Genomic DNA, 25,513 nt, shown 5'->3' on the forward strand with positions numbered 1-25,513 from the left:
TCACCAGGCGGGGGCGGGGCTGGGGCAGGGCGGCCATGGCCTCGCAGATGAGGCGGGTGCCCTCCGCGTTGACGCGCATGAACTCGTCGCGCAGCGCGGCGCGGCGGATGCCGGCCAGGTGGAAGACGACGTCCACGCCCTTCACCGCGCTGGCCAGCGAGGCGGGGTCCGTCACGTCGCCCACCACCCGCGTCCAGGGGTGGCCTTCCAGGGCCTTTTCCAGCTCGCGGGTGTCCGTGGTGGGGCGCAACAGGCATGAAACCCGGTCGCCGCGCGCAGCCAGCGCCCGAGCGAGCCAGGTCCCCAGGAAGCCACCGGCACCAGTGATGAGGGCATTCATGGGCGCTGTTTCATCCGAAAAGCCACATCCCGTCCACCGTCGAAAAGGGTGGGGTCCTCCCCGAGGAGGCAGATGCTCCGGATGCCGACTTTCCGCCTCCGGACGCGTTGCGAGGCACAATCCCCGAGGGAAAACGGCCTCCGGAGCCGGTTCCTGGCGCTCCGGACGCGTCGCGAGGCTTCCGTTCCCGAGGGAAGAATGCGCTGCGGGGCCGAGTTCTAGGCTCCGAATCCATTGCTCCGAGGGGGCCCAGAGGGAAAAAGCGCGCGATGGACGCTGTTTTTCGCTCTAGGCCGTGCTACTACGCGCCATCGGCTCTAGCTTGAAGATGCAAGCACGCCGTGCAACGTCCCCTTCGGAGGGGAGGAGACACAAGACGAATGGCCGCCAAGAAAGCCGCTGCGAAGAAGTCTGCCCCTGCTGCCGCGAAGAAGGCTCCTGCCGCGAAGAAGGCCGCGGGCCGTAAGCCCAACGCTGCGTTCATGAAGGAGATGACGCCCTCCGCTGAGCTGGCGGCGATCGTCGGTTCCAAGGCGCTGCCCCGCACCGCGGTGGTCAGCAAGATCTGGGACTACATCAAGAAGAACAACCTCCAGGACGCGAAGAACAAGCGCCAGATCAACGCCGACGACAAGCTCAAGCCCATCTTCGGCGGCAAGAAGAACGTCACCATGTTCGAGATGACCGCGCTGGTGAACAAGCACCTGAGCTGAACGGTGCAGGGCCCGTCGGGGCCGTCGCCGGTCGCCCGAAGGACCCTGGGGGCTCGTCACGCATCGCGCGCGACGGGCCCTCCGCTTTTTCCCCCTCTGCCAGCCGCTCGCCCGGAGCGTTGAAAAGGGGGCTAAGGCGCATCTGCCCGCTGGCGGACGCGCCGCGTCGGACCTACCTCTGGGGCCCATGTTCCACGACGGTTCCGAGGCAGGGGAGCGCTCCGCGCGGCAGGCGGACGCGGATGGCACGCACACGACGGTGGAGGCTCGGGCGGACGACCTCTTCCAACAGGTCCAACGCGAGCTGCAATCGCGCCGCGTCACCCCGCTGTCCACCTACCGGATGCAGCTGCACCAGGGCTTCACCTTCCAACAGGCGAAGGCGCTGGTGCCGTACCTGGCGAAGCTGGGCGTGAGCGACTTCTACGCGTCGCCCTACCTCAAGGCCACGCCCGGCAGCACCCACGGCTACGACTGCGTGGACCACCAACGGCTCAACCCGGAGGTGGGCACGCCAGAGGACCACGCGGCGCTCTGTGACGCCCTGCGCGAGCACGGGCTGGGGCAGGTGCTGGACGTGGTGCCCAACCACATGGGCATCGAGCGGGACAACCGCCTGTGGCTGGACGTGCTGGAGAACGGCCCGTCGTCCGTCTACGCGAAGTTCTTCGACGTGGACTGGCGGCCGGTGAAGGACGAGCTGGCGGACAAGGTGCTGCTGCCCATCCTGGGCGACCAGTACGGCATCGTGCTGGAGCGCGGCGAGCTGAAGCTGTCCTACGACTCCGGCGCCTTCCACCTGCACTACTACGACCACCGGCTGCCGGTGGCGCCGCGCCAGTACGCCACCATCCTCAAGCACGGCCTGGAGCGGCTGGAGAAGCAGCTGGGCGCGGAGTCGCCGCACCTGGTGGAGCTGCTCTCCATCCTGACGGCCCTGGACCACCTGCCGCTGCGCACGGAGGTGGACGCGGCGAAGGTGACGGAGCGGCACCGCGAGAAGGAGGTCATCAAGCGGCGGCTGGGCGCGGTGGTGGCGGACAGCGCGGAGCTGGCGGCGTACGTGGAGGAGAACCTCCGGGTGTTCAACGGCACGCCCGGCAACGTGCGCTCCTTCGACCTCTTGGACACGCTGCTGCAGAACTGCAGCTACCGGCTGGCGCACTGGCGCGTGGCGGGCGAGGAGATCAACTACCGCCGCTTCTTCGACATCAACGGCCTGGCCGCCATCCGCGTGGAGGACCCGGACGTCTTCCTGGAGGCGCACCAGCGCATCTTCGAGTGGCTGCGCGAGGGGCGCGTCACGGGCCTGAGAATCGACCACCCGGACGGCCTCTTCGACCCCACCGCCTACTTCCTGGACCTGCAGGAGCGCTTCTTCGTGGAGCGGGCGCGGGCGCGCTTCGACGCCGGGAAGAAGGAGGGGGACGACGCGCGGTGGCCGGAGGTGGAGGCGCTGTTGCGCGCGAAGTGGCGGCGCGAGGTGATGGACGCGCCGGACAGCCCGCTGCGCAAGGCGCTCTTCGTGGCGGTGGAGAAGATTCAAGGCGGCCGCGAGCGCATCCCGGAGTCGTGGGCGGTGCACGGCACCACCGGCTACCGCTTCGCCAACGCCGTGAGCGGCCTGTTCGTGCACCCGGCCGCGGAGGCGCACCTGACGGAGACGTACGAGCGCTTCGCGGGCGGCACGCAGGACTTCGCGGAGCTCGTGTACCAGAAGAAGCTGCTCATCATGCGCGTGAGCATGGCCAGCGAAATCAACGTGCTGGCGCACGAGCTCAACCGCATCTCGGAGATGAACCGCCGCACGCGCGACTTCACGCTCAACAGCCTGCGGCGCGCGCTGGTGGAGTTCATCGCGCTGTTCCCCGTCTACCGCACCTACGTGGACGGCTGGCGCGCGGAGCTGGACGTGCGCGACGTGCAGTACATCGAGTGGACCCTCCAGCGCGCCAAGGAGCGCAACACCACCACCAACGCCTCCATCTTTGACTTCCTGCGCGACATCCTCCTGGGCCGCTACCCGGAGCACGTGGGGGACGACGAGAAGGCGGTGATGCTGAGATTCGCGATGAAGCTCCAGCAGGTGACGGGCCCCGTCATGGCCAAGGGCCTGGAGGACACCGTCTTCTACATCTACAACCGGCTGGTGAGCCTCAACGAGGTGGGCGGCGAGCCGGAGCACTTCGGCATGCGCGCCACCACCTTCCACCTGCGCAACCAGGAGCGCGCGGAGCGCTGGCCGGCGAGCATGCTCACCTCCAGCACCCACGACACCAAGCGCAGCGAGGACGTGCGCGCGCGCATCAACGTGCTCACGGAGCTGCCGGAGGTCTGGCGGGAGCAGGTGCGCGCCTGGGCGGACCTCACCCGGCCCTTCGTCAGCCACCTGCCCACGGGGCCCGCGCCGTCGTCCAACGACGTCTACCTCTTCTTCCAGACGGTGGTGGGCGCGTGGCCCATGGGCGAAGAGGTGCCCCTGGCCGAGTTCAAGGAGTTCCACCGCCGCGTGCGCGAGTACATGGGCAAGGCCATCAAGGAGGCCAAGGTCCGCACGTCGTGGACCAACCCGGACGGCGCCTACGACGACGCGGTGGCGCAGTTCGTGGACGCGTGCTTCGACCCCGCGAAGGGCCAGGCCTTCCTGGACGGCGTGAAGGCCTTCAAGCGCCGCATCGAGCGCGCGGGCCAGCACAACGCGCTGGGGCAGCTGCTCTTGAAGCTGGCCTCGCCCGGCGTGGCGGACACGTACCAGGGCTGCGAGCTGTGGGATTTGTCGCTGGTGGATCCGGACAACCGCCGGCCGGTGGACTACGCCCTGCGCGAGCGGCTGCTCACGGCGCTGGACGACGCGGCGGCGAAGGACCGGCCCGCGCTGTGCGCGCGGCTGACCCGGGACATGGACGACGGGCAGGTGAAGCTCTTCGTCCTGGCGGAGTCGCTGCGGCTGCGCCAGAAGTACGCGGACCTCTTCCGCGGGGGCGGCTACGAGGCGCTGGAGCTGTCCGGGCCGCGCTCGCCCGCGGCGGTCGGCTTCGCTCGCACGCACGGTGACAGCGTGCTGATTGCCTGCGCGCCGCGTTACACGCTGGAGGCGCTGGAGTCCGGCGGGCTGGCGCAAGCGTACGACGGTACGTTCCTGAACCTTCCGGAGGCATATGCGGGCATGATGTTCCGCAATGTCTTCACCGGGAACACCGTCCGTCCCCAGCAGGGGCCGGGTGGCGTGGGGCTGGCCCTGGGGCCGCTCCTCGCGGAGTTCCCGGTGGTGCTGCTGGAGAGGAGCACTGGATGAGAAGGGCCGAGGTGCTTCCAGGGAAGCCGTTTCCCCTGGGCGCCACGTACGACGGGAACGGCGTGAACTTCGCCGTGTTCAGCGAGCACGCGAAGAAGGTGGAGGTCTGTCTCTTCGACCCCGCCGACCCCAAGAAGGAGACGCGCCGCTTCCCGTTGCTGGAGACCACGAACCACGTCTTTCACGGCTACCTGCCGGGCCTGCACGCGGGGGCGCTGTACGGCCTGCGGGTTCACGGTCCGTATGAACCCAAGAAGGGCCTGCGCTTCAACCCGCACAAGCTCCTGGTGGACCCCTACGCCCGCGCGCTGCACGGCCAGGTGGACCACAAGGCGCCCATCCACGGGTACGTGCACGGGGGCAAGGAGGAGGACCTCGTCATGGACACGCAGGACGACGCCTGGGGCGTGCCCAAGGCGGTCATCCTGGCGGACGGGTTCGACTGGGAGAACGACAAGCGGCCGGAGATTCCCTGGCACAAGACGGTCCTCTACGAGCTGCACGTCAAGGGCTTCACCCAGCTGCACCCGCGCATTCCAGAGCACCTGCGCGGCACGTACGCGGGCCTGGCGCACCCGGCCAGCATCGAGCACCTGAAGAAGGTGGGCGTGACGAGCGTGGAGCTGCTCCCCATCCACGCCTTCGTGGACGAGCCGTTCCTCACCCAGAAGGGGCGCTCCAACTACTGGGGCTACAACACGCTGGGCTTCTTCGCTCCGGACGCGCGCTATTGCGCGTCGGGCTCGCTGGGCGAGCAGGTGGCGGAGTTCAAGGGGATGGTGAAGCTGCTGCACCGCGCGGGCATCGAGGTGATCCTCGACGTGGTCTACAACCACACCTGCGAGGGCAATCACCTGGGGCCCACGCTGTCCTTCAAGGGGCTGGACGCCGGCGCGTACTACCGGCTCAGTGAGAAGGACCCGCGCTACTTCATGGACTTCACGGGGTGCGGCAACTCGTGGAACGCCACGCACCCGTACGCGCTGAAGCTCATCGCGGACAGCTTGCGCTACTGGGTGGAAGAGATGCACGTGGACGGCTTCCGCTTCGACCTGGCGACGACGCTGGGACGGGACAGGCACGGCTACGACACCCGCGCGGCCTTCTTCCAGATCCTCCACCAGGACCCCGTCCTGAGCCGCGTGAAGCTCATCGCGGAGCCGTGGGACGTGGGGGACTACGGCTACCAGGTGGGCAACTTCCCGGTGCTGTGGAGCGAGTGGAACGGCAAGTACCGCGACACCATGCGCCGCTACTGGAAGGGTGACGACCGGCAGGCGGCGGAGATCGGCTCGCGGCTCACCGGCAGCTCCGACCTGTTCGCGCTGTCCGGCCGCAAGCCCACGGCGAGCGTGAACTTCGTCACCGCGCACGACGGCTTCACGCTGCACGACCTGGTGACGTACAGCGAGAAGCACAACGAGGCCAACGGCGAGGAGAACCGCGACGGCGCCAATGACAACCACGCCTGGAACTGCGGCGTGGAGGGGGAGACGAACGACCCCAAGGTGAACGCGCTGCGCGAGCAGCAGAAGCGCAACTTCCTGGCGTCCCTCTTCCTGTCGCAGGGCGTGCCCATGCTGGTGGCGGGCGACGAGATGGGCCGCACGCAGAAGGGCAACAACAACGCCTACTGCCAGGACAACGAGCTGTCGTGGGTGAACTGGGAGCTCAACGAGCAGCAGCGCCAGCTGTTGGACTTCACCTCCCGCATCATCAAGCTGCGCCGCGAGCAGCCGGTGTTGTCCAAGCGCCGCTTCTTCCGCGGGGCCCACATCTGGGACAGCGAGCTGAAGGACCTGGCGTGGTTCCGGCCGGACGGCAAGGAGATGAAGCGCGAGGACTGGGAGAAGCCCTACGTGCGCTCCCTGGCCTTCCTGCTGGGCGGGGACGCCATCGCCACGCCGGACGACGAGGGCCACCGCATCGTGGGGGACACGTTGCTGGTGCTGCTCAACGCGCACCACGAGCCCATCTCCTTCAGGCTGCCCGCCCTGGAGTGGGGCGCGGACTGGGAACTGGTGGTGGACACCGCGGCCACGGGGGAGTCCCTGCGCACGCACACGCCGGCGGGCGGCACGGTGCAGGCCATGGGACGTTCCCTGGTCGTCTTGCGGCGGCCAGCGACGGAATGGGAGTAGCCGACGGGGCCGTCCCGGAGTAGGCAGCGGGGCGTGATGACCCACACGCTCTGGCCCTGGGTGGCCTTCAACGTCTTCGTCCTGGCGATGCTCGCCATGGACCTGGGGCTGTTCCACCGCAAGGAGCACGCGGTGTCGCCGAAGGAGGCGACCCTGTGGACGCTCGTGTGGGTGAGCATCAGCCTCGCGTTCTGCGGAGGCGTCTGGCACTACGGCGGCAAGGGGCCGGCGCTGGAGTGGCTGACGGCGTACGTCGTGGAGTACGCGCTGTCGGTCGACAACCTCTTCGTCTTCCTGATGGTGTTCGGCTACTTCCGGGTGCCGCCGCAGCACCAGCACCGGGTGCTCTTCTGGGGCATCCTGGGCGCGTTCGTGATGCGCGCGCTGCTCATCGTCGCGGGCACGGCGCTGGTGGCCCGCTTCGAGTGGCTCATCTTCCTGTTCGGCGCGTTCCTCGTCTACACGGCCTCCAAGATGCTCTGGGCCAAGGAGGACGAGGACGTGGATCCGGAGGCGGGCTTCATCGTGAGGATGTCCCGGCGCCTGTTGCCGGTGGCGCGTCAGGGCGAGGGCAGCCGGTTCTTCGTCCACGAGGACGGCCGGCGCAAGGTGACGCCGCTGTTCATCGTGCTGATGGTGGTGGAGGCCACGGACCTGCTCTTCGCCATGGACTCCATCCCGGCGGTGCTGGGCATCAGCAAGGACCCGTTCATCATCTACACGTCCAACGTCTGCGCCATCCTGGGCCTGCGCTCGCTGTTCTTCGTCGTCTCCAGCCTGATGGAGAAGTTCCACCTGCTGAAGGTCGCGCTGGGCGTCATCCTGGCCTTCGTGGGCGTGAAGATGCTCATCGAGCACTGGTTCAAGATTCCCATCGGCATCTCGCTGGCGGTGATTGCCGGCTGCCTGCTGGTGGCCATCGTGGCGTCGCTGGTGTTCCCCAAGCCCCCGGAAGAGGAGAAGGCGCCGGAGACGCCCGCCCGGGAGCAGGAGCGCGGCTGACGGGCGAGCCCTGCGTTTCGCTTGCATCGGGCGGGAGTCGCTGCCAAGTCTCCCGCCATGTCCACCGCCACCACCGACGGCATCCGCGTCACCGTGGAGCCGACCTTCTGGCCGGAGCGCAGCACTCCTGAGTCCGGGCAGTTCGCCTTCATGTACAAGGTGGTGCTCTTCAACGAAGGCACCGTCCCGGCGCAGCTGCGGTCCCGGCACTGGATCATCACCGACGCCCAGGGGCACATCGACGAGGTGAAGGGCGAGGGCGTGGTCGGCCGTCAGCCGCACCTCAAGCCGGGCGAGCGGTTCGAGTACACGAGCTGGGCGATGCTGAAGACGCCCTTCGGCACCATGCGCGGCGGCTACGAGATGGAGCGCCCGGACGGCACGCGCTTCGAGGCGCGCATCGCCGAGTTCGCGCTCACGCTGCCGCACGCGCTGCACTGAGACCTCACGCATGCCTGTGCCGACCACGAAGCGGGGCCTGCTGCTCGTCAACCTGGGGACGCCGGACGCGCCCGAGTCCGGGCCGGTGCGCCGCTACCTGCGCGAGTTCCTCAACGACCCGCGCGTCATCGACATCCACCCGGTGGGGCGCTGGTTCCTGCTGAACCTCTTCATCCTCCCGTTCCGCCCCGCGAAGAGCGCGGAGGCGTACCGCAAGGTGTGGATGAAGGAGGGCTCGCCGCTGCTCGTGTTCAGCCGCGCGCTGGAGGCGCGGGTGCGGGAGCAGCTGGGGCACGACTACGAGGTCGAGCTGGCCATGCGCTACGGCAACCCGTCGCTGCCGGACGCCATCGCGCGGCTGAAGGCGAAGGGCGTGTCGGAGGTCACGGTGCTGCCGCTGTACCCGCACGAGGCGGCGTCGTCCTCCGCGTCGTCGCTGGCGCGCACCTATGAGGTGCTGGCGGAGGGCTGGGACGTCCCCAACGTGCGCGCGGTGCCGGCGTTCTGGGACGACGCGGGCTTCCTGGACGCGTTCGCGGCGGTGGCGCGGCCGGTGATCGCGGACACGCGCGCGGACCACGTGCTGTTCAGCTTCCACGGGGTGCCGGAGCGCCACATGCGCAAGAGCGACCCGACGGGGCAGCACTGCCTGTCGTCCGCGGGGTGCTGCGACGCCATCACGGCGGAGAACCGGCACTGCTACCGCGCGCAGTGCTTCGCGACGGCGCGGATGCTGGCCCAGCGGCTGGCGCTGCCGGAGGGCGGCTACACGGTGTCCTTCCAGTCTCGGCTGGGGCGCACGCCGTGGGTGAAGCCCTACACGGACCTGGTGCTGCCGGAGCTGGCGGCGAAGGGCGTGAAGCGGCTGGCGGTGATGTGCCCGGCCTTCGTGGCGGACTGCCTGGAGACGCTGGAGGAGATTGGCCTCCGCGCGAAGGAGCAGTTCGTGGAGGCGGGCGGCGAGTCGCTGACGCTGGTGCCGTCCCTCAACGCCCACCCGGAGTGGGTGGACGCCGTGGTGCGGATGGTGCGCGCTTCGGACGGCCCGGCCCCTACGGCGCGGGCGGAGTCGCGGTAGGCTCGGCCGGAGCCTGCGGCGCCGCCGGAGCCTGCGGAGCGCCGACGGGCGAGACGCGGGCCTGGTAGGTGCCCACGGGCAGGTTCACGGCGGGCTGCGCGGGGCCGTTGAGGGAGGTGGACAGGGTGCCCTCCCAGGAGCGCCACTGGCCGGCCTTCACCAGGAACTCGCCCTTGCCGGTGACCTTCACGGTGGCGCCCAGCTCGGTGCCTTCCGGTTGGGCGGCGGGGGCCGGCGTGTCGTCCAGCTCGTTGGGGACCTCGATGGCGGCATTCTCGGGGGCCATCTGCTTCGCGCCCTTGTCCTTCTTGGGAAGGGTGGGGCGCGGAGGGCTGAGGGTGCCGCCGAACTGCTCCACGATGTCGTACTCGAGCGTGGCCACCTGCTCGCCGTTGTCGCCCGGGGTGACGGAGACGAGCTTCACGCGGTTGTGGCGCTCGCCGCCGGGGGCGCGGCGGAACAGGGTGCCCAGGGCGTCCGGCGTGGTGAGCTCGGTGCCCAGGGACCACGTCTCGCCGGGGCGCACGGGGTCGCGCGGCAGCTCCAGCACCAGCGTGGCCAGGTTGCGCGCGGGGCCCTGGAGCCCGTCGATGATGAAGCCGCGGTCGCTGAAGGTGGCGTCCTCGCCCACGCCGGCGTTGGGCGTCACGCGCAGCTGGCGCTCACCGGATTTGTCCAGCACGAGCACGTACATGTACTCGGTGGGGACGGGGGCCCTGGCGGCGGCCTTGGGCGCCTCGCCGGCGGGGGCGGCCTTGGCGCCCTTCTTCTTGTCGGCCTTGGCGGCCTTCGGCGCGGGGGCGGACTCGGGGACGGCCGCGTTGCGGTCCAGCGCCAGGTTGAGCCGGAAGGAGACGGGCGCGTCCTGGACGAGCTTCCAGCGCAGCACGACGGCGTCCTTGGGGACGGCGGGCGCGGCGGGAACGGGAGCGGCCTCCTCGGGCTCGGGCGCGGTGGCCCCCGGCGGGCGCGGGATGGGCTCCAGCTTGCCCGGCGCCTCCTGCTTGCAGGCGGTGAACGCGAGGGCGACGAGCAGACCGGACAGACTTCGCTTCACGGGACACTCCTGGGTGACCGTCGCGGGATAGCGGAGCGGACGGCGGTTGTAAAAGGGAGAACGGGCTTTGACGCGGCCCGCCGAAGTTGGGGGCTCATGGAAAGTCAGGCATGCAGGCGCGCAGGCCGTCCGGCGCGGTGGGCGGCGGCTCACCGGCGATGGACGCGAGGAGCGCGAGCTCGCTCGGGCCGGGCAGCGCGCCTCCGCAGGCGGTGCGGCAGGACGCCACCAACTCGTCGAAGCGCGTGCACCAGGTCTCGATGGGCGCGGGTGGGGCCGGAGGCGGCTGGGGCCCCGTGCCGCACCCGAAGAAGAACTGCCGGTGGCCTGGAGGGGGCGGGCCCAGGGGCCTGGACCGGGTGGCCATGCATTCCAGGGTGACGCGGGCCTCCGCAAGGCAGGCCCGTGCCGCGGGGGCGGTGATGCCATCGGAGGCCTTCCAATCCGCGGCGCCGGCGGCGGCGGCGGCCTGGAGGCGTGGGTCCCGGGCTCGCAGCATGCCGGACAGCAGGCGCTGCCGGTCTTCGGGGGGCAGGTTGCGCTCCGCGATGTTCCTGACGCGCGCGGCGGAAGGCGTGCCCTTCAGTGCCTCGGCCATCACGAAGAGGAGTGCGTCGTAGGTCGGAGCGAGGCGGGGGCTCCGCTGTGAGTCCAGCAGCAGGTCGAGGACGGCCTCGCGTCCGCCCAGCGGGTCCGCGTAGCGGGGGGTGAGCATCTTCGCCATGACGGCGGGCGTGGCGGCCAGTCCGTCGAGGAGGCTCGGCTCGCGCTCCATCGCCCAGTCGAACAGGGCCTCGCCGCGTGCCGGGTCGTTGAGGCCCAGGTCATTGCGCAGCATGCGCAGCTGCTCCGCGGTCAGCGGCTGGAGCACGTCGATGAGCTCCCTGGGGGCCAGCTTCGAGACGTGGCGGGACAGGACCGAGACGGCGTCTCCCGGGCAGCGCGATTGGGTCTGGGCGATGGCGCGCAGGCGCGTCGCGGACAAGGCCACGTCTCGGGCATCGTGGAGCTGTCGGCAGGGAACGGTTCGTGCCCAGGCCTCGAAGTCCGCGTCGGTGGCGGGGTGGCCTTGTTGCTGCTCGCGCAGCAGACTCAGGACGGGGGCCAGGGTGGGGTGCTCACGGTGGGCGCGTTCGAGCCACGCATTCTCCAGGTGCGTGAGCGGAGGCGTGGTCAGGGCCTGGAGGCTGGGCCAGGCCCCTTGGTGCAGCAGGAGGAGCGCGTCGACCCTGTTGGAGTCCTGGTCCGTGGCGGCTCTCAGGAAGTCGCGCTGGAGCGCGGCGGGCTGAGTCCAGAGCCAGGTGACCAGCGGCTCGGCGCGACCTGCGAGAACGTCGAGCAGTTCAGGCAGCTGTACGCGTTGGGCCAGGCGCACCAACTCCAGACAGCGTGGGCCCGGGCAGGCCCCGTCCCTGAACAGGAGGGGGATGCCGGCGCGAAGACCGGCATCGCGGCAGCCCGGCTGGAGCACCACGTCCAGGAGGCGGCCCTGGCTCAAGAGGAGGTCCGAGTGCTGGGCGCGCTGCTGGGGTGAGGCGGTGACGCCGCAGAGGAGCATGGCGGGCGTTGGAGGGCTCAAGGGATACAGCTCGCGCGCGGTGGGGTGCGCGTCGTACTCCTTCCTGGCGACGCCCACGCCCTTGCGCGCGAGGTTCGCGAGCTGGGTGAGGGCCTCGGTGCAGGGATGCGTCGGGGCATAGGGCCCGGTGACGCAGTCGTACTCCCCGGCGAGCTCGTGGTAGCGCAGGAGCGGATCCGCCGCCCGCCTCCAGGCGTCACAGTCCACGGGCGCCACGCGGGCGTTGGAGTCCGCGCGAGTGATGAGGGCATCGCGGCCATCCATCAGGAAGCGCAGGTTGCGCGTGGCGGGCGTGACGCCGCGGGCTTCGAGCTTCAGGGTGGCGTTTTGAGCGCGGCCTGCTTCGAGGACGGTGAAGACGAACTGGCAGCCGCCGACGGAGTGGGCGTCCGGCGCGGGAGGCCGGGTGCCGTCGGTGCAGGGCAGGGGAAGGAAGCCGACGACCGCGGGGGTGTCGTAGCGGTCCTTCTCCCCGAAGAAGGACCGTTCGGCGGTGTAGAGCGCGGAGAGTTCGCACATGGCTTCGGCGGAAGGATCTGGCCGCGCGCCAGACGCCATGGCCAGGACGACCCATAACCACCCCGTGGCGATACCCATGTGGCTGTTCCCCTCTCCAGACGTAGAGCCTGGGCGACCCGGGCTGCTGGCCGCAAGCCCCCGGGCGTCCGGCGACCCAGCTTCCGGAGTCCCTCCGTATTCCTCTATGTCCGCACACCGCGAAGCGCGGGGATGCCTGCGATGGGGGTCCTCCCTGGGGAGAGGCCCGTGACTGCAAACGGAGAGATGCGATGAAGCTTGGGGCTTTGGGGTTGTTGGGGGTGCTGGGCCTGGCGGCGGGTTGTGCGTCGACGAATCCGGACAAGCCTTCCGCGCTGGAGCGGCGGCAGGCGATTCGCGATGCGGCGGACAAGACCTACCGGAGCACGGAGGGGTTCCAGACGGCCCATTGGGGCATGTCGCCGGACGAGGTCCGCGCCGCGCTGCCCGAGGCGAGCGTGGCCCCGGATGGGACGCTGCGGTTGAAGACCACCATCGCGGAGCTTCCGGCGGAGGTGGCGCTGGGGTTCCTGGACAACCGGCTGGCGGCGGTGGACGTCTTCTTCCAGGACGTGGGGGATCCGCGCACCTTCCAGACGCTGATGCGGGACCTGCTCACCCGGAAGTTCGGGGAGCCGAAGACGGCCCGTGAGGTGAAGCGGCAGGTGAAGTGGGGAGACGTCCCCGTGCGCTTCGCCGCGGACCTGGCGCCGCTGCAGGAGGCGGACGCGGCTGCCTCCGCGGAGACCCTGGAGAGCGCGCTCGCGGGGCAGGGACAGTTCAAGGTGCTCAACCGGTGGACCACGCTGGAGAGCCAGGTGAACCTGACGCAGTGGACGCTGCCGGCCCGGGGCATCATGGCCATCCAGTATGAGAGCGCGAAGTACGCGCCCAAGCGCGCGGGGCTCATCGGCCGCTACACCGCGAAGGCGCGGCAGGAACTGGTGAAGGAGCTCTGATCAACTGTCGCGGGGCGCCGCCGCGCGGGACAGTCGGTCTCGCACGGCGATGCCCAGGCCGCTGGCGGCGGGCAGACAGGCCACGAGCACGTCGTGGCCCTGTTCGTCGGCTTCCCGCAGCCGCGCGTAGAGGACTCGCGCGGCCTGCGCGGGTTCTCCCGGCACGTCGAAGCGCTGCACATCGCCAGGCAGTGGCAGTGACGCGGGGCCCAGCACTCCGACTCGCAATCCCTGTGCACGCAGCGCTTCCACCCGCTGCACCGCTTCATGCGGCTCCGCGAGCACCACGCCGGCCCTGGGCGCGTAGTGCGACTCCAGTGAACCGGACACTCGCACGGTGGTCGACGTGCGCACGGGCACCGTGCGCCCCAGGACTCGCTCGATGTCCTCCGTCGCCAGGCCTCCGGGCCTGAGAATCACGGGGGCTCCGGACGACAGGTCCACGATGGTTGACTCCACGCCCACCGTGGACGGACCTCCGTCCAGCACCAGGTCCACGTCGTCGCCCAGGTCTCGCTGCACGTGCTCCGCGGTCGTCGGGCTCACCCGGCCGAAGCGGTTGGCGCTCGGCGCTGCCACGCCTCCTCCCAGCCGTTCGAGCACCTCCATCGCCACGGAGTGGCCGGGGACTCGCAACGCCACCGTGTCCTGGCCTCCCGTCACCGCGTCCGTGGCCTTCGACGTACGCCGCAGCACCAGCGTCAGCGGACCCGGCCAGAACGCCTTCGCCAGTGCCCTCGCTTCGTCCGGTACCTCACGGGCCCACTCCGGCAGGTACTCCTCATCCGGGATGTGGACGATGAGCGGGTGGTTCGCCGGCCGGCCCTTGATGGCGAAGACGCGGCGCACGGCCAGCTCGTCCTCGGCATTGGCCGCGAGGCCGTAGACCGTCTCTGTTGGCAGGGCGATGACACCGCCGTGTCGCAGCAATTCGACTGCACGGTCGAGGAGGTCGGGAGTAAGCATGCTCGGGTCGCACTGTCTCCCCTGGAGAAACCATGGGCAAGCCGCACGTTTTCGAAGCGCACAGCCAGATGCCGGTCCCCGCCGCCGACCTCTTCTCCTGGCACACCCGCGAGGGGGCTTTCGAACGCCTGTCGCCCCCCTGGGAGACCGCGGAGGTCGTGGACCGCTCCGGCGATGGAATCCGCCCTGGCGCCCGCGTCGTCGTGAAGCTCCACCTGGGCCCCATCCCCCAGCGCATGGTCGCCGAGCACACCGCCTACGTGGAGGGCTCCTCCTTCCAGGACACCCAGCGTGAAGGCCCCTTCGCGAAGTGGATCCATGACCACCGCATGAACCCCTCGGGTCCCCAGGCCTCCATCCTGGATGACCACATCCTGTACGAGCTGCCGGTGGGCGCGCTGGGGGACACCTTCGGCGGGGGCTACGCGCGCAAGCGCCTGGAGCGCATGTTCGCGTACCGCCACTCGCTCACCCGCGCGGACCTGCGCCGCCATGCGCAGTTCGCATCCCAGGGCCCGCTCACCGTGGCCATCGGCGGCGCGTCCGGCATGCTGGGCTCCGCGCTGGCGTCGTTCCTCACCACCGGGGGCCACCGCGTGAAGCGGCTGGTGCGCGGCCGGGCGAACGCGGCGCGCGGGGACATCTCCTGGGCTCCCGACAAGGGCACCGTCGACGCCGCGGGCCTGGAGGACGTGGACGCCGTGGTGCACCTGTCCGGCGCCAACGTGGGCGAGGGCCGATGGACCGACGAGCGCAAGCAGGAGATCCTCAAGAGCCGCACGGAGAGCACCCGCCTGCTGTGTGAAACGCTGGCCCGAAACACCCGGAAGCCGCGCGTGCTCATCTGCGCGTCCGCCACCGGCTACTACGGCAGCCGGGGCGACGAGGAACTCACCGAAACGTCCTCCTCCGGTGACGGCTTCCTCGCGGACGTCACGCGCCAGTGGGAGGCCTCCACCAAACCCGCCGAGGACGCGGGCATCCGCGTGGTGAACCTGCGCATCGGCGTGGTGATGGACGCGCGCGGCGGGGCGCTCGCGAAGCTGGCGCTCGCGACCCAGGCGGGCGGCGGCGGGCCCGTGGGCTCCGGACGCCAGTGGCTGAGCTGGGTGTCCCTGGAGGACGTGCTGGGCCTCATCCAGTTCTCCCTCTTCACTCCGTCCATCCGAGGGCCTCTCAACGCCGTGTCTCCGAACGCGGTTCGACAGGGCGAGCTGGCGAAGGTGCTGGGCAAGGTGCTCCACCGTCCGGCGGTGTTCCCTCTGCCCGCCGCCGTGGTGAAGACCGTCTTCGGGCAGATGGGCGAGGAGACCCTCCTGGCCAGCACCCACGCCCTGCCCACCGTGGCCCAGGCCCACGGGTTCTCCTTCCTCCTGCCCGGCCTGGAGGAGGCGCTGCGCTTCACGCTGGGCCGGACCACCGACGGCGCGGAATACCGCCACGGTTGAGCCCCGTGCTTGACACTCCTCGGGAGGGGGGACAGAAGTGCGCCGCTTCCCCCCTCGCTTCGAGGAGTCCTGATGATCCAGGTCGAAGGGCTGACGAAGTTCTACGGCGAGCACGCGGCCATCCGTGACCTGGCCTTCACCATCGGCCAGGGCGAGGTCATCGGCTTCCTGGGCCTCAATGGCGCCGGCAAGTCGACCACGCTCAAGATTCTCGGGTGCGTGCTGCTGCCCACCTCGGGCCGCGTCGTCATCGACGGGCACGACGTGGTGAGCCAGTCCCATGAGGTGCGCCAGCGCATCGGCTACCTGCCGGACGTGCCCCCCGTCTACGAGGAGATGACGGTGGGCGAGTACCTGGCCTACGTCGCCCGGCTGCGCGACGTGCCCGCGAAGGCCACCGCGTCCCACGTCGGCGAGGCCGAGGAGAAGACCGGCCTGCGCGACGTGCACGGCGAGGTCATCTCCACGCTCAGCCATGGCTACCGTCAGCGCGTGGGGCTGGCGCAGGCGCTGGTGCACAAGCCCGCGCTGCTCATCCTCGACGAGCCGACCAGCGGTCTGGATCCGCTCCAGATCGTGGAGATGCGCGACGTCATCCGCGGCCTCAAGGGCGCGCACACGGTGCTCGTGTCCAGCCACATCCTCCCGGAGATTTCGCAGACGTGTGACCGGCTGCTCATCATCCACAAGGGCACGCTGCTGGCGCAGGGCAGTGAAGAGGAGCTGTCGCGGAGCCTGGGCGGTCCGTCCATCGTGCTGGAGGTGCGGGGGGACCGGGCACGGGCGCTCGAAGCGCTCCAGGGTTTCGGCGCGGTGGAGGTGCGGGAAGGGGCGGGCGGCGTGCTGGCCCTGAAGGTCGCGGCGGCGCCGGACCTGCGGCCCCAGGTGGCGCGGGCGGTGGTGGGCGCGGGCCTGGAGTTGTTGCGATTGGACGCGAACGAGGGACAGCTGGAGGCGCTGTTCCTGCGCCTGACGCACGGGCAGGAGGTGAAGGCGTGAAGGCGCTCCTGATTGCGCGCCGCGAACTGGCCGGCTACCTGCGCACGCTCAGCGGCTACGTCATCCTGGCCATCATCCTCGCGGTGAACGGGCTGTTCTTCAACGCGTACGCCCTGGGCGGCGCGAGCAAGCGCTCCGCGGAGGTGCTGTCCGGCTTCTTCTACTACTCCAGCGGCTTCACCATCGTGGCGGCCATCCTGGTGTCCATGCGGCTGGTCGCGGAGGAGCGCCAGACGGGCACGCTGCCGCTGTTGTACGCGTCGCCGGTGCGGGACCGGGACATCGTGCTGGGCAAGTTCCTGGCGGGGCTCGCGTTCCTGGCGCTGTACCTGCTGCTCACGCTCTACATGCCGCTCCTGGTGCTGGTGAACGGCAAGGTGTCCTTCGGGCACGTGGCGGCGGGCTACCTGGGGTTGCTGCTGCTGGGCAGCGCGTCGCTGGCGGTGGGGACGTTCGGGTCGTCGCTCGCGAAGAACCAGCTGCTCGCGGCCATCTTCTCCGCGGTGATGCTGGTGGCGCTCATCCTGTGCTGGCTGCTGGCGCGCATCACCGAGCAGCCGCTGTCCGACGTCTTCAGCGCGATGTCGCTGTGGAACCAGCACTTCCCTCCGTTCCAGGCAGGGCTCATCCACGTGCGGGACGTCGTCTACTACCTGGTGGTCACCTACGTGGCGTTGTTCGCGGCCACGCGGGTGCTGGAAGCGCGGAGGTGGCGATGAGCACGCCGGCTTCTTTCGGGACGGGGCTCGCCGCGACGGGGGCGTTCGTCGCGGGGCTCGTGGCCGTGTTCCTCGCGGAGCGCGTGCTGGGCGTGGGCTCCGGCCGCGTGGCGCTGGCGGCGCTGGGCACCGCCGGGGTGGTGGCCGCGACGGCGTGGCGCGCGGTGCGGATGATCGCCGCGCCCGCGGACCGGCGCGCGCTGGAGCGGTGGGTGCTCACGCTGTACGTCGTGGGGCTGGCCGCGCTGGTGCTCTACTTCGTGAAGGGGGACGTGGGGACGGCGCTCCTCGGTGCGCCGCTGTCGCGTTCGTCGCCCCGGCTGTCGGCGGTGCTGGCGGTGCTGTTCCCGGCGCTGCTGTTGTGCGCGCTCGTGCCGCTGGCGATGGTGGAGGCCGCGCTCGTGGCGATGGCCCGGGCGCCCGTGCCGGAGACGGGCCGGGTGAAGAGCGCGCTGTTCTCCGGTCTGGGCATGGCGTTCGTCATCGTGTTCGCGTTCGCGGCGACGTACGTGGCCACGCAGGCGGACGCGACCTGGGACCTGTCGTACTTCCGGACCGCGAAGCCGGGCGATGCGACGCGCAAGCTGGTGCGCGGTCTCAACGAGCCTTTGCAGGTGACGCTCTTCTTCCCGCCCGCGAACGAAGTGGGCGAGGCGGTGCGGCAGTACTTCCGCGACCTGGAGCCGGAGAGTCCGCAGCTGGGCGTGGAGTCGTTGGACCAGGCGGTGGAACCCGCGCGCGGCAAGGCCCTGGGCGTCAGCAACAATGGCTCCGTGGTGCTGGCGCGAGGGGACCGCAAGGAGATCCTCACGCTGGGATTGGATCCAGAGCGTGCGCGCGGGCAGCTCCAGCGGCTGGACGCGGAGGTGCAGCGGCGGCTGCTGGCGGTGGCGAAGCCCCGGCGCGTCGTCTACCTCACGGGAGGCCATGGAGAGCGCGCCGACACGCGGCCCGTGCAGGGGGAGGCGGCCCGGCCGTCGGTGGCGCAGTTCAAGGAGTTGCTGCGCGCGCAGAACGTGGACGTGCGCACGCTCACGGTGGCGGAGGGGTTGGGCTCGGCGGTGCCGGGCGACGCGGCGATGGTGGCGGTGCTGGGGCCCATGCGGGAGCTGCTTCCGGAGGAGGCCACCGCGCTGCGCGAGTACTGGGAGCGGGGAGGTCGGTTGTGGATCGCGCTGGAGCCGGATGGCGCGGCGCTGGAGCCGTTGCTGCAACCGATGGGGTTGAAGTCGCTGCGCGTGCCGCTGGCGAATGACCGGGTGTACTTCCGCACCACGCGGCAGCAGAGCGACCGGGGCAACCTGGGCACGGCGAGCTTCTCCTCGCACCCGTCGGTGACGTCGCTGTCCGCGCTGGGCTCGCAGGGCGCGGTGGCGTTCCTGGGCGCGACGGCGCTGGAGACGGTGACGCCGCCCGTGCCCGGCGTGCTGCTGGACACGAGCGTGCGCGCGCACGGAGAGACGTTCGCGGACCGCAACGGCGACTTCGAACCGGAGTCCGGCGAGGTCACGAAGGCGTGGCCGCTGGTGGTGGCGGTGGAGCGGCCGGCCGCGGAGGGCAAGCCCGCGCCGCGCGCGGTGGTGATGGCGGACGCGGACGCGCTGGGGGACGGCATCCTGGGCAACGTGGGCAATGCGTATCTCGCGGTGGACACGCTGCGCTGGCTCTCCGGCGAGGAGGCGCTCTCCGGCGTGACGACGAGCGAGGAGGACGTGCCGTTGCAGCACACGCGCTCGCAGGACGTCGTGTGGTTCTACGCCACGGTCTTCGGCATGCCGGTGGCGGTGCTGGCGGTGGGCTTCTTCGTGACGCGGCGGCGCGGACGGCGTGCGCCACGGAACACCGCAGTGGCGGGAGGTGCGCGATGAAGGCGCGCGACGTGGCGGTGCAGGGCGTGCTGGCGGGCGTGGCGCTCGTGGCCGCGTTCTTCGTGTGGCAGCGCGAGCCTTCGCGTGCGCCGGGTGAGGTGACGGTGGAGGACGCGCAGGCGAGCGCGCTCGACCGCATCCGGTACGACGAGGAGACGCGCTTCGTGGAGTTGTTCCGCGATCCCCAGGACCGCGACACCATCTGGGTCCGCCTGGGCAACAAGCCCGCGAAGCCGGGCACCGGACCTGGAGCGACGGATGGCGGTGTGGCGCAGTCCGAACTGGGTGATGCCGGGGCAGATGCGGGTTCCATCGCCACCATGGGCACGGATGCGGGGACGCCCGCGAGCCCCGCCCCTGTGCCTCCGCCCCGCGAGCTGCGTGGCAACGACGTGGCGCTGAAGCTGTTCTCCCGCTTCGCTCCGCTGCGCGCGCAGCGGGACCTGGGCGTCCTGGACGACAAGAAGCTGGACGAAATCGGCCTCGCGAAGACGGAGCGCGGCCTGACGCTCACGCTCGACGGAACGCCCAGGACGTTCCGCCTCGCCACGCCTGCTTCAGGCTGGGGCGCCCCCTACCTCCAGCGCGCGTCCGACGGGCACGTCTTCCTCCTCGGCCCCGCACTGCTGCCGGACCTGGAGGCCGCGTCCAGCCGGCTCGTGGACCGGCGCCTGCACACCTTCGACGTGGACGGCTTCGACCGCATCGTCATCTCCAGCGGCACCAGGTCCCGCACGTTCGTCGCCAGCGGCAAGCCGCCAGGCGCCGTGCAGCTGTCGCCCGTGGACGCCCCCGGCACCCCGGACGACTTCGCCCGCAACTGGCATGACCGCCTGTGGCGCCTCACCCCCGTGGAGCTGCTGGGCCGGGGCGAAGCCCTTCCGGGCCCGGCCCCCACGCCCGCCTTCCGCGTGGAATACCAGCGCGGCGGCAAGGCCGTGGGCGAGCTCTCCATGGCGAAGACGCCGGACGGCTCGTGGTACGCGCGCACGGAGTTCACCCCCGGCTGGGTGCGCATGGGCGGCGGCCTGGAGCTCCTGGCCGAGGACGCCGCGAAGCTCACCGCGCCGCGCTGAGGCTCACGGCGCGGTGGACGCCGGCTCCACGTCCAGCCGCACGTCCACGAAGCTGTAGGCCGGCCACGGCCCCGTGAACCGGAACGTGTACGCGTCCAGCCGCGCCACCAGCGACTGCACCCGCGCCTCGAACGCGGCCACCCGCGTGCGGTCCACCAGCCAGGCCGCGTTGAGCATCATCCGCTCACCCAGCGGCGGCGCTTCATGCGCCGCTTCCGCCAACGGCCGCAAGCCCGCCTTCAGCCCGTCCAGGTCCTTCCGGGTGCAGTCGTGCAGCGCCGCCTCCAGCCGCGTCTCGTGGTCCTCCTCGAGCTCGCCGGGGCCGCGCGCCAGCTCCGGCCGCGCCTCCAGCAACCGGCGCGTCAGCGCGTCGCCGTGGCCGTACACCTTCAGCCCCAGCTCCACCCGGCCCTCCAGCTCGGACAGCGCCCGGCTCAGCTGTGCGCGCGCCACGCGCAGCAGCTCCCGCACGCGCTCCTCCGACGGCAGCACCGTCCCGAAGGCCACCGGCACCAGCGTGTGCTCGCGCACCACGGCCTCCGTGACGCGCTGGTGCATCAGCAGGTTCGCTCGCGTGGGCACCGCCCTCGGGCCCGCCACGTCGGACACCAGCGCCGCGAGGCCTCCCTCGCGCACCAGTCGCACCGGGGCATCGCCCAACCCCGCGAGCTCCGGCACCCCTCCGCCGTCCTCGCGCACGATGCCGTAGAGGTAATGCGCCCGCTCCTCGCGCGAGGACTCCCCCTGGGTCTTCGTCGTCATGACGTGGCCCCCTCCATACGGATGCGGCTTTCAGCGCGCGGATGCCGCCTCGCGCCGGGCGATCATCTTCTTCACCTGGTCCACCAGCGCGTCCGGCAGGCACGGCTTGGTGACGTACGCGTCACACCCGGCCTCGTTCGCATCCTCCGAGTGGCCCTTCAGCGCATGCCCCGTGAGCGCTACCACCGGGATGGCCTTGGTGCGCGAGTCGCCCTTCAGCCGGCGCGTCGCCTCCCAGCCGTCCATCACCGGCAGCGACAGGTCCATCAGGATGACGTCCGGCACCAGCTCGAAGGCCTTGTCCAACGCCTCCTGGCCGTTCTTCGCCTCCGCCACGCGGAAGCCGGAGAACTCCAGGTACTCCGCGTACATCTCCCGGGCATCCTGGTAGTCGTCCACCACCAGCACGAGCGGCTTTGTCTTTTCCGGGGTGTTCGTCATGTCCGTCTCGCACGTCTTGGAAAGTGCAGGGTGAAGGTCGAACCCTGGCCCGGCGCACTTTGGAGGGAGACGCGTCCCCCCAGCATCGCCGCCAGGCGACGGCAGATGGACAGGCCCAGGCCCGTTCCCCCATAGGCACGCGTGGGCGAGCTGTCCACCTGCTGGAAGTCCTCGAAGATCTTCTCCTGGTTCGACACGTCGATTCCGATGCCTGTGTCCTTGACCGAGATGGCCACGGTGCCGGTGGCGTTCTGATACTCCGCCGCCACGTGCACGCCGCCCTCGTGCGTGAACTTCAGCGCGTTGGACAACAGGTTGAGGACGATCTGCTTCACCTTCTGTCGGTCGCTCCACACCCCCGGCAGCCCTTCATCCAGGCGCGTGTCCACTGTCAGCTTGCTGCGCGCGATGATGGGGTCCATCTCCGCCATCACCTCCTGGAGCAGCTCCGGGATGCCGAAGTCCGACAGGTGCAGCGGCATCCGCCCCGCCTCGATGCGGGTGATGTCCAATATCTCGTTGATGACCTCCAACAGGTGCCGCCCGTTGGAGTCGATGCGCGTGAGGTTCCTTCGCTGCGGCGGCGTCATCTCTCCGGACACGCCCTGCAGGAGCATGTTCGTGTAGCCGAGGATGGCGTTGAGCGGCGTGCGGAACTCATGCGACATGTTGGCCAGGAACTGCGACTTGGCCGCGCTCGCCTGCTCCAGCTGGATGGCCTGCCGGCGCAGCTTCTCGTTCTGCTCCGCCAGCTCCGCGGTGGCGGACTGCACGCGTGCCTCCAGCTCGCTGGAGACCTCCTTCACGCGCTCCAAGAGCCGCGCCCGCTCCAGCACCTCCGTGCGGTCGTGGAACACGGTGACGATGCCCGTCAGCTCGCCCCCGTCGCCCAGCACCTTGTTGGCCATGGCCTCCATGGGCACGGGCGCGCCGGTGTCCGGGTCGTCCAGCGTCAGCTGGCTCTTCCAGCGCGACACGCCCGCGTTCACCGGCCCCAGCAGGTTCGCCAGGAAGGACGCGAAGAGGGCGTCGTTGGAGCGCACCCGGCGCAGCGTGGCCTCGCCGCCGTTGCCTTCCTCGTGAGGCCAGGCGAAGAGGCGCTCGGCCGGGTCGTTCATCATCACCATGCCGCCCGCGGGGTCGGTCAGGATGATGGGGTCCGCCACCGAGTCCAGCACCCGGTCCAGGCGGTGGCGCTCGCTGCGGGCCTCGCGCTCCGTGGCGCGCAGCTGCCGGTAGCTCTCTCCCAGGGCCTGCGTGGCGCGGCCCAGGTCCGTCAGGTTGCGCAGCACGCTCACCACCACGGACGGCCCGTCCGGCGCCAGCACCGGCGTGGTGGCCAGTTCGAAGAGCAGGTCCATGCCCTCCAGCGGATCCACCAGCGACATCTCGCGCCGGTTCACGGACATGCCGCCCTGCGCGAGCGTCTCCCGGAACAGGCGCTGATTCAGCTCCACCGCCCGCGTGCGGCCGGGGCTTGCGTCCGGGCCCGCCACCAGCAGGCCCTCCGCGCGGGCGTTGGCGAAGAGCAGCGTGCCCTCCGTGTCCGTGAGCAGCACGGGGTCCGACACCGCGTTGATGACCCGGCGAAGCAGCCGGTCCGGCTCCGGACGGCGCGGCGCCCGCGCATCCGAGGCCAGCTGCCGGGCCATGGGCGGCCCCGCGCACGACGCCACCCACGCCACGTCCTCCGGCACGGCCGGGCCGGGCAGCCCCACCACCAGCAGGGCGGCCGCGGGCGCTCCGGAGCGGCCCAGCGGCACCGCGAGGAACCCGCCCGGCATCGCCGCGCCCTCCACCGCGTCCGCCGCCAGCCACCGCGCCCCGGGCCGGTTCCGGAAGCCAGCGAGCGGCGAACCCGGCGCGTCCCACGCCCGGGCCAGCGCGGCCTGCTGCGCTCCCGTCAGCCCTTCACTGGCCAGGCACGCGGACGCACCCGCGCCATCCCCCGGCCCGACACAGGCGGTGGGGGCGCCATGTCTGCGCGCGAGCCACTCCACGACCGCTCGCGCACAGGCGACGGCGGACTCGCAGGCGAGCAGGTGCTCGGCGAGCACGAGGCGCGCCCCGGGATCGACTTCGGCGGGGGGCAGCGGGGCTGGGGACGCCACGACCTTACGCTCCGGGTGAAGGGGGACGCGGCGAACTGCCGCGCTCCGGCGAGTCTGCGGTGCGGACCTCCGAGAATGCCACCACGATGCGCGCCTCTCCATCCAAAGGAGAGGCCCGGCCCAGGAGTTCCAGGGCCGGCGTGTCGAAGCGCAACCCCCTGTCCAGCAGGCGGTCCAGCACGTCCACCAGGCTGGCCCCACCAGCCACGCGTTCCACGGGCATTTTCGCGCATGCTCCTTGGGTCCGCCCGGCGCGGACCTTCGGGTCCAGGGGCCGTTCTAACGCGCTGGCGACGTCACACCCCAGCCCCGTTCACGCCCGGCCCCTGACTGACCAACACCCGGGGCGAAGCTCTGTTGGGTCGCGTACACCTGACGCTGGGCAGCCGGCCGGGCGGGGCTCGGCAGGCGTGGCTTATGCCCTGGGAGGCGCATTCCTAGCCTTCCAGCATGAACGACGAGCGCCAGCACAAATCCCTCTGGACCGTGACGACGCCTCCCCGGGACTTCCCCTCCCTGCCGGGCGACCTGGAAGTGGATGTGGCCATCATCGGTGGGGGCATCGCGGGCCTGACGGCCGCCTGGCTGCTCAAGCGTGCCGGCAAGAAGGTGGCCGTGCTGGAGATGCACCGCGTCCTCTCCGGCCAGACAGGACAGACGACCGCGCACCTCACGGAGCTGCTGGACACGCCGTACACCACGCTCCTGAAGGACTTCGGGGAGAAGGGCGCGCACCTGGCCGCGTCGTCCAGCCGCGCCGCCATCGAACAGATTGCGTCCCTGGTGGAGACGCTCGCCATCGACTGCGGCTTCACCCGCGTGCCGGGCTACCGCTACGCGGAGACGGACGCCGAGCTGCGCGAGCTGGTGCACGAGGTGTCCGCCGCCAGGCAGGCGGGACTGCTCGCGACCTTCACCAAGCAGGTGCCGCTGCCCTTCCCCGTGAAGGGCGCGCTGCGCGTGGAGGACCAGGCGGTGTTCCACCCGCGGCAGTACCTGCTCGCGCTCGCGGACCGCATCCCGGGTGGCGGCTGCCACCTCTTCGAGAACACCAAGGTCGTGGACATCCATGACGGCACGCCCTGCCGCGTCGTCACGGAAGGAGGCACCGTGACGGCGCAGTCCGTGGTGGAGGCCACCACCACGCCGCTCAACCGCGTGGCCATGCACACCAAGCTCTACCCGTACCGCACCTACTCGGTGGCGGCCCCGCTGGAGGGGCCGCTGGAGCCGGGCCAGTACTACGACAGCCGCGACCCGTACCACTACATCCGCACGCAGCAGGTGGACGGCGTGCCCTACGTCATCGTGGGCGGCGAGGACCACAAGGTCGGCAGCGAGGAGGACACCACCTCCTGCTTCGCCGCGCTGGAGGCGTACACGCGCGACCGCTTCCCCGTGAAGCGCATCACCCACCGCTGGTCCGGCCAGGTCATCGAGCCCGCGGACGGCCTGCCCTATATCGGCCGCAACGTGGGCAGCCGCCACGTGTACGTGGCCACGGGCTTCTCCGGCACGGGCATGACGTTCGGCACGCTCGCGGGCATGGTGGTGTCGGACCTCATCCTCGGCAACGAGAACCCCTACGCCGCGCTGTACGACGCGGGCCGCGTGAAGCCCAAGGCCGGCGCCAGGGACTTCATCCAGGAGAACGCGGAGGTGGCCTTCCGCTTCGTCGCGGACCGGCTGTCCAAGCCGGACGGCCACCACCTGGCGGACGTGGCGCCGGGCGAGGGGAAGATCCTGGAGGTGGAGGGCCGCAAGGTGGCCGTGTACCGCGAGGAGGACGGCACGCCGCACGCCGTGTCCCCCGTGTGCACGCACCTGGGCTGCCACGTGCACTGGAACAACGCGGAGCGCTCCTGGGACTGCCCCTGCCACGGCGGCCGCTTCAGCCCCACCGGCCGCGTGCTCAACGGCCCCGCGGTGAAGGACCTGCCGTCGCGCAAGCTGCCGGTGAAGTGAGAAGTGTGTGTGGGTG

General features: G+C 70.7%; 21 protein-coding genes. 13 read left to right on the forward strand and 8 right to left on the reverse strand.

Going from position 1 to position 25,513, the window contains the following annotated elements:
* On the reverse strand, window positions 1-340 hold a 340-nt coding region (locus D7V80_RS19845), incomplete at its 3' end, for an SDR family NAD(P)-dependent oxidoreductase (RefSeq protein ID WP_120589666.1).
* 380 nt (window positions 341-720) lie between these two features.
* Between D7V80_RS19845 and D7V80_RS19850 the strand changes: the two genes are divergently transcribed.
* The 6 genes from D7V80_RS19850 to hemH all read left to right on the forward strand — a co-directional run bounded on the left by D7V80_RS19850 (window position 721) and on the right by hemH (window position 9,010).
* Window positions 721-1,053 (forward strand): SWIB/MDM2 domain-containing protein, encoded by a 333-nt coding sequence (locus D7V80_RS19850; RefSeq protein WP_014394388.1) that lies wholly within the window; start codon window positions 721-723, stop codon window positions 1,051-1,053.
* 187 nt (window positions 1,054-1,240) lie between these two features.
* A complete protein-coding gene (treY, locus tag D7V80_RS19855; RefSeq protein ID WP_199738760.1) occupies window positions 1,241-4,348 on the forward strand; it encodes a malto-oligosyltrehalose synthase in 3,108 nt (1,035 codons plus the stop codon).
* Window positions 4,345-6,489 carry a glycogen debranching protein GlgX gene (gene glgX / locus D7V80_RS19860; protein ID WP_120589638.1) on the forward strand — a complete coding sequence of 715 codons (2,145 nt, stop codon included), beginning with the start codon at window positions 4,345-4,347 and terminating at the stop codon, window positions 6,487-6,489. Before treY ends, glgX begins: the two co-directional genes overlap by 4 nt.
* 36 nt (window positions 6,490-6,525) lie before the next feature.
* Window positions 6,526-7,491 carry a TerC family protein gene (locus D7V80_RS19865; protein ID WP_120589639.1) on the forward strand — a complete coding sequence of 322 codons (966 nt, stop codon included), beginning with the start codon at window positions 6,526-6,528 and terminating at the stop codon, window positions 7,489-7,491.
* Between the two features lie 57 nt (window positions 7,492-7,548).
* On the forward strand, window positions 7,549-7,932 hold the full coding sequence (gene apaG / locus D7V80_RS19870) for a Co2+/Mg2+ efflux protein ApaG (RefSeq protein WP_014394392.1): 384 nt from the start codon (window positions 7,549-7,551) through the stop codon (window positions 7,930-7,932).
* Window positions 7,933-7,942: 10 nt separating this feature from the next.
* Window positions 7,943-9,010, forward strand: a complete 1,068-nt coding sequence (hemH, locus tag D7V80_RS19875) for a ferrochelatase (RefSeq protein ID WP_120589640.1) — start codon at window positions 7,943-7,945, stop codon at window positions 9,008-9,010.
* Here the strand turns inward: hemH and D7V80_RS19880 are convergent.
* Together D7V80_RS19880 and D7V80_RS19885 are read right to left on the reverse strand one after the other, a co-directional pair.
* Window positions 8,985-10,067 (reverse strand): hypothetical protein, encoded by a 1,083-nt coding sequence (locus D7V80_RS19880; RefSeq protein WP_120589641.1) that lies wholly within the window; start codon window positions 10,065-10,067, stop codon window positions 8,985-8,987. The genes hemH and D7V80_RS19880 overlap by 26 nt on opposite strands.
* Before the next feature lie 94 nt (window positions 10,068-10,161).
* Window positions 10,162-12,243 carry a hypothetical protein gene (locus D7V80_RS19885; protein ID WP_147447147.1) on the reverse strand — a complete coding sequence of 694 codons (2,082 nt, stop codon included), beginning with the start codon at window positions 12,241-12,243 and terminating at the stop codon, window positions 10,162-10,164.
* Between the two features lie 191 nt (window positions 12,244-12,434).
* On the opposite strand from D7V80_RS19885, the gene D7V80_RS19890 reads away from it, so the two are divergent.
* The gene (locus D7V80_RS19890; RefSeq protein WP_147447148.1) at window positions 12,435-13,142 is read left to right on the forward strand and encodes a hypothetical protein; all 708 of its coding nucleotides are present in this window, start codon (window positions 12,435-12,437) and stop codon (window positions 13,140-13,142) included.
* On the opposite strand, the gene D7V80_RS19895 is transcribed toward D7V80_RS19890, so the two are convergent.
* Window positions 13,143-14,108, reverse strand: coding sequence for an L-threonylcarbamoyladenylate synthase (locus D7V80_RS19895; RefSeq protein ID WP_120589644.1), 966 nt, complete (start codon window positions 14,106-14,108; stop codon window positions 13,143-13,145).
* 32 nt (window positions 14,109-14,140) lie between these two features.
* Here D7V80_RS19895 and D7V80_RS19900 point away from each other — a divergent pair, with 32 nt between their 5' ends.
* The 5 genes from D7V80_RS19900 (at window position 14,141) to D7V80_RS19920 (ending at window position 20,218) form a co-directional block, all read left to right on the forward strand.
* Window positions 14,141-15,556: a TIGR01777 family oxidoreductase gene (locus D7V80_RS19900; protein ID WP_120589645.1), complete on the forward strand. Its 1,416-nt coding sequence runs from the start codon at window positions 14,141-14,143 to the stop codon at window positions 15,554-15,556.
* Window positions 15,557-15,628: 72 nt separating this feature from the next.
* Window positions 15,629-16,555, forward strand: coding sequence for an ABC transporter ATP-binding protein (locus D7V80_RS19905; RefSeq protein ID WP_120589646.1), 927 nt, complete (start codon window positions 15,629-15,631; stop codon window positions 16,553-16,555).
* The gene (locus tag D7V80_RS19910; protein WP_014394402.1) at window positions 16,552-17,274 is read left to right on the forward strand and encodes an ABC transporter permease; all 723 of its coding nucleotides are present in this window, start codon (window positions 16,552-16,554) and stop codon (window positions 17,272-17,274) included. Before D7V80_RS19905 ends, D7V80_RS19910 begins: the two co-directional genes overlap by 4 nt.
* Window positions 17,271-19,142, forward strand: a complete 1,872-nt coding sequence (locus tag D7V80_RS19915) for a Gldg family protein (protein WP_120589668.1) — start codon at window positions 17,271-17,273, stop codon at window positions 19,140-19,142. The genes D7V80_RS19910 and D7V80_RS19915 overlap by 4 nt, the downstream gene beginning before the upstream one ends.
* Window positions 19,139-20,218, forward strand: coding sequence for a hypothetical protein (locus D7V80_RS19920; protein WP_120589647.1), 1,080 nt, complete (start codon window positions 19,139-19,141; stop codon window positions 20,216-20,218). The genes D7V80_RS19915 and D7V80_RS19920 overlap by 4 nt, the downstream gene beginning before the upstream one ends.
* Before the next feature lie 3 nt (window positions 20,219-20,221).
* Here D7V80_RS19920 and D7V80_RS19925 read toward each other — a convergent pair whose 3' ends face one another.
* The 4 genes from D7V80_RS19925 to D7V80_RS19940 form a co-directional block, all read right to left on the reverse strand.
* Window positions 20,222-20,980: a GvpL/GvpF family gas vesicle protein gene (locus D7V80_RS19925; RefSeq protein ID WP_120589648.1), complete on the reverse strand. Its 759-nt coding sequence runs from the start codon at window positions 20,978-20,980 to the stop codon at window positions 20,222-20,224.
* 30 nt (window positions 20,981-21,010) lie between these two features.
* Window positions 21,011-21,421: a response regulator gene (locus tag D7V80_RS19930; protein WP_120589649.1), complete on the reverse strand. Its 411-nt coding sequence runs from the start codon at window positions 21,419-21,421 to the stop codon at window positions 21,011-21,013.
* Window positions 21,418-23,205, reverse strand: a complete 1,788-nt coding sequence (locus tag D7V80_RS19935) for a PAS domain-containing sensor histidine kinase (RefSeq protein WP_370452511.1) — start codon at window positions 23,203-23,205, stop codon at window positions 21,418-21,420. The genes D7V80_RS19930 and D7V80_RS19935 overlap by 4 nt, the downstream gene beginning before the upstream one ends.
* 331 nt (window positions 23,206-23,536) lie before the next feature.
* Window positions 23,537-23,755: a hypothetical protein gene (locus D7V80_RS19940; RefSeq protein WP_120589651.1), complete on the reverse strand. Its 219-nt coding sequence runs from the start codon at window positions 23,753-23,755 to the stop codon at window positions 23,537-23,539.
* 227 nt (window positions 23,756-23,982) lie between these two features.
* Between D7V80_RS19940 and D7V80_RS19945 the strand changes: the two genes are divergently transcribed.
* A complete protein-coding gene (locus D7V80_RS19945) occupies window positions 23,983-25,497 on the forward strand; it encodes an FAD-dependent oxidoreductase (protein ID WP_120589652.1) in 1,515 nt (504 codons plus the stop codon).
* Window positions 25,498-25,513 lie beyond the last annotated feature (16 nt).

The sequence above is a fragment of the Corallococcus sp. CA054B genome (assembly GCF_003611625.1).
In the GTDB taxonomy this organism is placed as follows: domain Bacteria; phylum Myxococcota; class Myxococcia; order Myxococcales; family Myxococcaceae; genus Corallococcus; species Corallococcus coralloides.

Excerpts from the sequence above, each read along its gene's own strand:
- D7V80_RS19865 (WP_120589639.1), top strand. The coding sequence starts at position 6,526 with ATGACCCACACGCTCTGGCCCTGGGTGGCCTTCAACGTCTTCGTCCTG.
- D7V80_RS19890 (WP_147447148.1), top strand. The coding sequence starts at position 12,435 with ATGAAGCTTGGGGCTTTGGGGTTGTTGGGGGTGCTGGGCCTGGCGGCG.
- D7V80_RS19905 (WP_120589646.1), top strand. The coding sequence starts at position 15,629 with ATGATCCAGGTCGAAGGGCTGACGAAGTTCTACGGCGAGCACGCGGCC.
- D7V80_RS19885 (WP_147447147.1), bottom strand. The coding sequence starts at position 12,243 with ATGGGTATCGCCACGGGGTGGTTATGGGTCGTCCTGGCCATGGCGTCT.
- treY (WP_199738760.1), top strand. The coding sequence starts at position 1,241 with ATGTTCCACGACGGTTCCGAGGCAGGGGAGCGCTCCGCGCGGCAGGCG.
- D7V80_RS19920 (WP_120589647.1), top strand. The coding sequence starts at position 19,139 with ATGAAGGCGCGCGACGTGGCGGTGCAGGGCGTGCTGGCGGGCGTGGCG.
- D7V80_RS19945 (WP_120589652.1), top strand. The coding sequence starts at position 23,983 with ATGAACGACGAGCGCCAGCACAAATCCCTCTGGACCGTGACGACGCCT.
- D7V80_RS19895 (WP_120589644.1), bottom strand. The coding sequence starts at position 14,108 with ATGCTTACTCCCGACCTCCTCGACCGTGCAGTCGAATTGCTGCGACAC.
- D7V80_RS19940 (WP_120589651.1), bottom strand. The coding sequence starts at position 23,755 with ATGCCCGTGGAACGCGTGGCTGGTGGGGCCAGCCTGGTGGACGTGCTG.
- D7V80_RS19900 (WP_120589645.1), top strand. The coding sequence starts at position 14,141 with ATGGGCAAGCCGCACGTTTTCGAAGCGCACAGCCAGATGCCGGTCCCC.
- D7V80_RS19925 (WP_120589648.1), bottom strand. The coding sequence starts at position 20,980 with ATGACGACGAAGACCCAGGGGGAGTCCTCGCGCGAGGAGCGGGCGCAT.
- D7V80_RS19930 (WP_120589649.1), bottom strand. The coding sequence starts at position 21,421 with ATGACGAACACCCCGGAAAAGACAAAGCCGCTCGTGCTGGTGGTGGAC.
- glgX (WP_120589638.1), top strand. The coding sequence starts at position 4,345 with ATGAGAAGGGCCGAGGTGCTTCCAGGGAAGCCGTTTCCCCTGGGCGCC.
- D7V80_RS19850 (WP_014394388.1), top strand. The coding sequence starts at position 721 with ATGGCCGCCAAGAAAGCCGCTGCGAAGAAGTCTGCCCCTGCTGCCGCG.
- apaG (WP_014394392.1), top strand. The coding sequence starts at position 7,549 with ATGTCCACCGCCACCACCGACGGCATCCGCGTCACCGTGGAGCCGACC.
- hemH (WP_120589640.1), top strand. The coding sequence starts at position 7,943 with ATGCCTGTGCCGACCACGAAGCGGGGCCTGCTGCTCGTCAACCTGGGG.
- D7V80_RS19915 (WP_120589668.1), top strand. The coding sequence starts at position 17,271 with ATGAGCACGCCGGCTTCTTTCGGGACGGGGCTCGCCGCGACGGGGGCG.
- D7V80_RS19935 (WP_370452511.1), bottom strand. The coding sequence starts at position 23,205 with ATGCCGGGCGGGTTCCTCGCGGTGCCGCTGGGCCGCTCCGGAGCGCCC.